The following is a 6807-nucleotide window of genomic DNA, read 5'->3' on the forward strand; positions in this document are numbered from 1 at the left end:
GAATGATCCTTATTGCTGGTCGAAGCGTTTCTTATTGCTGGCTCCTACAGCTAGCGATGTAAATTCTGGTACAGTTCCGACACTGCACAAATTTAATCAGGTATCCGAGTGGATGGATGTGGCAGACTGCGCCATGTTGGAAACTCCTTCACCACAAGCCACGGCTAACACCATTGTCGAGTTAGTCCAAGCTATGAGCCGTGAGAATGTGGATTTAAATCAACAAGTGATGGTGTTAGCACCCCAAAAGGAAGGAGCAGCTGGGGTTCACAATCTCAATAAGCTGCTTGGGTCCATCTTCAATCCAAAAAAATCCAACCAAAAAGAAGTCGTTTCCGGGTCGGTCGTCTACCGAGCGGGGGATAGGGTGATACAACTAAAAAATCGTTACGATACCGTTCCGCCAGTGATGAACGGCGAGACTGGGAAGGTTATTGCTGTAGAAGAAGAAAAACAAATGGTGAGGGTTTCATTTGAGGGAGGCGCGATTGTTGACTACTATCCTGGTAACTTTGAGCAAATCATGCATTCGTTTTGTATAACTTGCCACAAGAGCCAGGGCAGTGAATTTCCGTATGTGATTTTCCCATTACTCATGTCTAACGGACGTATGTTAACCCGTCAACTGCTTTACACTACCATGACTCGCGCAATGGGTACATTTATCGCGGTTGGACAACCAGAAGCATTAAAGATTGCCGTGGCGACAGATAAACCAGCAAAACGGTTTACTGGGCTAATGACTCTACTCATCTCACCCTTAGATGAACTAACCAAAACATTCTCGCGCTTAGGCAGCAGGGGAGTTGATAAAGCAACACCTTCTACCGTCACCGTCGCATCAAGACTGCAAGAGCGCGGACTCATTGCCACCCCTGGACAGATGACGACCATCGGTACTATCGCTCTACAACTGTATTCGGATAAATATGGACATCGCCCGTCGAAGCAACTCGAAATTGTGGGCAAGTTTCGGTTTAAGACTTATCACTATGAAACTGCGGCGGTTGAGTTAATTGACTCTGCAATCGATTTGGTGATTCGAGAGGGGTCATAGTGGGAGGATGTCAAAGTCACTAGATCACAAAGTTTTTTAGAATTCCTGCCACATGGACATTTTAGTCAAACACCCGGACATCAGGAAAGTACCTTTTAATCAGGATTTCAGGCAACGGAGCTAGAACACCGATTCATTAATAAAACACAAGACTGATAAACCCTGTTTTAAGGTCTTTTACAACCAAACATTCCTTGTCGCAACCCAACGAAACCTGGTTTTTTCGTTATGATTCCGATTACTGAATCGGTGTTCTAGCTGTTATATAGCGATCGCTCTTCTATAGAGAACTGTTTGGCTCCTGATTCGCGAGGGCGAAATCCCTTATTTTTCCGTCAGTTTCCATTCATTTTGTGATAAAGCTGAAAGTGCCTGGATTTCCAGAATCCAAGAACTCGTTGCGATTCGGCGGCATAATAGGAACAGTTTGTCTCCTCCAAACCCTTGATTTTCCGTTGGCGAGCGCACGAAATAACCACCGTTTATGAATTGTTGTCACTCGCCCCTACGCAAGAATGCGGCTTCTAGCCCAGATTGATAAAATCTGCTTATGCTATCACTGATATCAGCTCTGACAGGTGGAATAGGCACTACTTCCTGCTTTTCGGTGATTTTGTACTCAATGGCATTTAACCGCGTGTTAGCCCCAATTGCGCTCGGTTGCGCTGTGGGGTTTCACGAAAATTACTCAAGCAGGCGAGCGCCTTTGCGGCGGGCGCGGTTCTATTAGACGAGTCATAAGTGTAAGAGCCTGCAATTATAAATGCTTCAACCTGCAATCAAGACATTTACAAACCAGGATTATTTGCAAGCTGAGATATTCAGTTTGGCGTGTTGTGATTTTCGCTCTATTGCTGTTAGAGTTCATACTCTAAGTCCTTAAAAAGGAACGACCATATACAGAGCGAGAAAAATCTATCTGGCGCATATGCGCCAGATACAAACTTAACGATTCATTCTTATGTGCCAGCTTCAAGATGTGAGAGACTGGGGTATTGGTCGCTGAGATATTCAGTTTGGCGTGTTGTGATTTTCGCTAATTAGAAGTTTGTTAGATGCGCGGCAAAGACCAACCGAAAGATAGAGCTTCCTTAAAGCAAAATTGACCATTGAGGTGAGTAACGTGAAGCACCAAAATAAAAAATTTCACGCCAAAATAGCCGCTCTTTTTCAAAGAGCGGCTTTTGGCTGATATGATCTTAGTTACAACTTCAAAAAGTTACAACACAAGTAGTAGGAGCGGGTTAGCTAATCTCCTGCAACTTCAATCAGTCGAGACCTGAGAAACCTTCACTGATTGAGTTATCGGGGGACTGCGCTGTGTGCTCTTTCGGAGCACACCCACAACTCTATCTTACAAGATTGTTGCCAAAATCTTGATACTTCCTGCTGGAAAAATTCCAGTCAAACGTCACAGATTTTTTTGCACATCGTTGTATTTCACCAAGTTTTGACAGAATCCTTCAAAAACTAGTGAAACCAAAGAAGAAGCAGCAATTTTGAGAGATATCCAGTATTTCCGGCGCTCTACCCGCTCCAATGTCCACTGTTTCCAGGAATTGGAGTCAACTATGCACAATTGTAAATTACCATCAGACAACAGCTTCAAGACTTTTGACATTCGGAATTTCACACAAAAGCTCACTCCTACCAAGGACAAGAATCGTTATATCTGTCCCGTGTGTGGCGGCAACAACCTGACTATCGACCAGAAAACGGGCAAATATCAATGCTGGAATGGCTGTGAGTGCCGCTCTATTAGGGAAGCAGTTTCTCCTTGGAATGAACTAGTAGCCAACCGTCCCACCTACAAAGTACAAAGCACTTTAACTCAACCAAAATTACCCAAAACAAAGCCAGTTCCTATCCCACCAAACACCACACTGGTGAGACTGGCGGCTCCGGCTACTGACGGAGCGCAACCAGAAAAACCACAATCCATACCTAAAAGGGTTAAAAGGCAAGTCAAAGCAGCAAAATCTAATTTAGCCACTGTTGTAGAAACCGTCTACAATTACTCTTCTAGTCAACGGGTATCGCGCTTTGATTGGGAAGACACCAGCAAACCAAAAGGACGCGATAAAACCTTTGTACAGTGTCACATTGCTCCTGATGGCTCACAGCAATCGACTAAGGGCGATGCTCCCTGGAGTGCATACCAACTCGATGAAACTCTAGCGGCAGCCAAAATCACTCCAGGAACGCCAGCACTGCTGTGGCAAGAAGGCGAAAAATGCGTGGAAATAGCCAGAAGTCACGCCATTGCCAGCTGCACCTTCCAAGGCAGCAACTGGCGACCGCAAGAAATCAAACCCATCCTCACATCGATAAAAGAAGCATTAAGTCTTGCAGTCATGGTTTTCCTCCACGACCCCGACCCAACTGGGTTGAAGAAAGCCGAAATCTTTAAGAAATGTTGCTTTGAGGTGGGGTTGCCCTGTGTCCTAATTAACCCCAAACAAATTTGCGATATTCTACCACATGATGCTGGTGATATCGAAGAAATATTGGCGCAAATGGACGTACCAGATTTTATCCGCAAACTTGAAGAGGAAATCCACGCTGCCGTGGATGGATATGCTGAGTTTGAGCAATTGGTCGAAGATGCGAATGATTTCGTAGGGGACATTCCCGATAGCTTTGAGCCAAACATCGAAATTACCCAAAAAGCTTTTGAAATACTTTACGGCGACAAACCTTGGATTTGTGCTGAGGATAAGCTTTATGGCTGGGATAGCATTTACTACTTACACAGCCCTGATGTCGTTGAGCTAAAGCGAATTGCCGACTTCTGCAACATTTACCCCGTACTCGAAGGCGACCAAATCCGTTTCCCCTATGCCAACCCAGCAACAGCGGAAAAGATTTTGAGATGGGTAAAAATGAGGATTGGCGTTAGACCAGAATTACTTAACCCACCGGGGATAAATTGCGTCAATGGTGTTTTGCTGATCATTTGGGAGGATAAAATCCCCAGTTGGAAACTTGTTGACCACACCCCAGAACTATACTATACCTACAAACCCATCGCCATCTATGACCCAGATGCCGATGCCAGCCACTGCGAACGCCTGCTGTCTTGCTTAGACCCCGCCCAAAGGGAAATCTTTTTGAGAGTTATCGCCGCATCCTTGGACTTACCAACAGTGCGGAAATACAAGGGGCGCTTAGTGAAGGGCTTGCTGTGCCGGGGTGACGGCAACAATGGTAAAGACACACTGCGAGAAGTCGTCAGCCTCATGTACGGAAAGCGCGGTATCACAGGCTGCACCTTGGCTGACTTTGTTGCCTACGATGAGGGACGAAAATTCCCCTTAGCGAAATTGCGCTACAGCCGGGTGAACTGGGCTAGTGAAAATACCAACAGCGCCCGGTTGGACAAAATCCAAAGTTTGAAAGCCTTTCTCACCGGAGATCCACTCGATGCTGAACGTAAGGGTGTAGATAGTGAAGAATTCTCACCCTCAGCGATCGCGTTATTCAACGTCAACGACACTCCCAACCTGCAAGGGACTTTAGAAGCTATCACCAGTCGCTATGCTGTGCTTTCTTTTAACAAAACTTTCGTCACTGGCGCAGACCCCAGCAAAGGTGAAATTGAAGCTGACCCCCGCTTCAAATACGACCCCATCTTTGTACAAACAATGGTGGTGCCAGCATTTTTGAACAAAGTACTGCAAGCCCTGGTAGATCTGATGCGTGATGGCATTGACTATAATCCCACGGAATCAGCTCTGGCTGCTATCCAAACAGAAAACTGCCATTTGTTCCAATTCTGCTCTGACGTAGGCTTGGGGTATGACCCCAACAGCATATTAACCGCTAGTGAGATTTGGACAGTCTTAGAGCAGTGGTATCGAGACAACGGCACGCTGGATTATGAAGAAACCAGTAACGGCAAGTTCAAAGCGATTTGGGTAGAACAAGCCAAGCCCAGCGATAAAAACGTTAAAGCCGCCAACCAAGTTATCTCCCGGTTTTTACAGTTGTTCCCCAAAGCTAAGAAACTGACGATGCCCCACCCCAGTGGCAAGAAAACGGTCTTAGCAATTCAAGGCATTGGTTTCCACCCCGGTTCTCCTCTAGAAGAAACCTCTTCATTCTCAATAAGCCAACCTCCCACCGCAATAAGCACCGCTAGCACCCCAATTCCACCCCAATCGCCACCCCAAAAAACAACGCAAAATCAATACTTCCACCCCAACCACCCCAATTTCTCTATTACCAATGAAGAAAAAATAAACAATAACAACAATCATCAATCTGCCAACACCAATGGCAAGGTTGATGCCAAGTTCCAAGCCCAGACAGTAACTGAAGTGTTGGCAGAAAAGGAAAATCAGCCCACCACCCCATCAGCGGAGATGTCAGTTTTGAACGCAACAGAAAATAGGAATAGAGAAGCCACCCCCTCAAAATTGGGGTGGGTGGGGTGCGATGACCAGAATTCAAGCATTCCTGGGGTGGAAACTGGGGTGGAAACTGGGGTGGCAGAACACCTTATTGCGGTGCAAACCCCCCTTATTGACAATGAAACGACTCCAAATGCTCTTGAACCAACTACTGAAGCACATACTATTAATAAAGGGACGCGAGTGAGAATTCGTCCCCATACTTTAGGGACATCTCGTGACGGCAAGACAGGCGTTGTCATGCGGATCAAAACTGAAAATCAAGACGGCAGGAATATCACTCAATTTGTCGTTTGGCTTGATGATGCTTCTCTAGAACCGCATTTGCGACAATTAGAGTGCTACTTAAGTTGGCTAGAACTGGTGCAGTGAGGGATATATATGGGTAAAGCAAAACGCCGCAAACAACTTACCAAAAGTGGCAGCAACATTACTGAAGAAACAATCAAGATGGCGGGACCAGTGCAACCAAAGGATGAGGACTTACCGCCTGCCATCGTTTGGGCTATTCAGTTTCAAGGTATCCATGACTACCAGCAATTGTTTCTGAGCAGTTTGCATTTTATTAACAGGAATTTTAAGAAAGCTAACTACCTGTTTAGCAAAGAGCAGTTTGATAGAGTTTTGCAATCTTTGATTGACCAGAAAACCTTAGTTTTTAGAGATGGAGGATACTACCATCACCCAGATATTCAGAAAAAAATAGACCAACAGTCGGCTACAAGCGTTATATCTAACCAATGATTTAGGCAGGGATGGAAACAGTTTTGTATCTCAGGCACTTGCCAGTAATAAAATGCCCAGCCGTCGCCCAGCCCTCTGGGCTGGGCATCAACACTAATAACCGTTTTGAATACCCGTTAACGAATACGGCGGGGCATTTTATTTGTAACCGTTCAGAGGGGTAGGAGAGCGATCGTAAAAAATTGCCACCAAAATCTGATAAATTGGGTGTCATGGGGGGTATGCCGAAATACATGGCAAATGGGACACATTGTAAAGTTTTCTAACGCAGATTCTTAAAAGCCCTGCTATACAGTTGTTTAAATACCAAATTTCGTGTCTGCTTTCAGAGAAAAACGTTGCCAAAAATGATTGTTTATGGACAAGTTTGAGGCACTGAAAGAGGTGAAGAGTTGATTTTACTGTGCAAAATCTTGATTGTCCCTTTATCATTTATGGGCAAGTTGGTAAATCAAGAAAGCACACTCTGCAACAAAACTTTACAACGTGTCCCATTTGCCACGTATTTCGGCATAACCCCTCATGGAAGAACAGCGCCGAGATTATCTGACTCAGATACCCCCAGAAGATTGGGAGAAAACTCCAGCCAGTGTC

At 45.3% G+C, this 6807-nt stretch carries 5 protein-coding genes; 4 read left to right on the plus strand and 1 reads right to left on the minus strand.

Going from position 1 to position 6807, the window contains the following annotated elements:
* The 3 genes from ACM0OZ_RS47220 to ACM0OZ_RS47230 all read left to right on the plus strand — a co-directional run.
* Positions 1-1057: ATP-dependent DNA helicase (locus ACM0OZ_RS47220; RefSeq protein WP_414589884.1), on the plus strand; the 1057-nt coding region annotated here is incomplete at its 5' end.
* A gap of 1571 nt (positions 1058-2628) precedes the next feature.
* Positions 2629-5841, plus strand: coding sequence for a DUF5906 domain-containing protein (locus tag ACM0OZ_RS47225; RefSeq protein ID WP_414589885.1), 3213 nt, complete (start codon positions 2629-2631; stop codon positions 5839-5841).
* A gap of 9 nt (positions 5842-5850) precedes the next feature.
* A complete protein-coding gene (locus ACM0OZ_RS47230; protein WP_414589886.1) occupies positions 5851-6213 on the plus strand; it encodes a hypothetical protein in 363 nt (120 codons plus the stop codon).
* Between the two features lies 1 nt (position 6214).
* Here ACM0OZ_RS47230 and ACM0OZ_RS47235 read toward each other — a convergent pair whose 3' ends face one another.
* The gene (locus ACM0OZ_RS47235; RefSeq protein WP_414589887.1) at positions 6215-6427 is read right to left on the minus strand and encodes a hypothetical protein; all 213 of its coding nucleotides are present in this window, start codon (positions 6425-6427) and stop codon (positions 6215-6217) included.
* Between the two features lie 178 nt (positions 6428-6605).
* On the opposite strand from ACM0OZ_RS47235, the gene ACM0OZ_RS47240 reads away from it, so the two are divergent.
* Positions 6606-6807 (plus strand): hypothetical protein (locus ACM0OZ_RS47240; RefSeq protein WP_414589888.1); only part of this gene is annotated, 202 nt, incomplete at its 3' end.

Source organism: Scytonema sp. PCC 10023, assembly GCF_963920835.1.
GTDB lineage: Bacteria > Cyanobacteriota > Cyanobacteriia > Cyanobacteriales > Nostocaceae > Kalymmatonema.

Bases quoted from the DNA above. Each gene is read 5' to 3' on its own strand.
- ACM0OZ_RS47225 (WP_414589885.1), top strand. From the start codon at position 2,629: ATGCACAATTGTAAATTACCATCAGACAACAGCTTCAAGACTTTTGAC.
- ACM0OZ_RS47230 (WP_414589886.1), top strand. From the start codon at position 5,851: ATGGGTAAAGCAAAACGCCGCAAACAACTTACCAAAAGTGGCAGCAAC.
- ACM0OZ_RS47235 (WP_414589887.1), bottom strand. From the start codon at position 6,427: ATGACACCCAATTTATCAGATTTTGGTGGCAATTTTTTACGATCGCTC.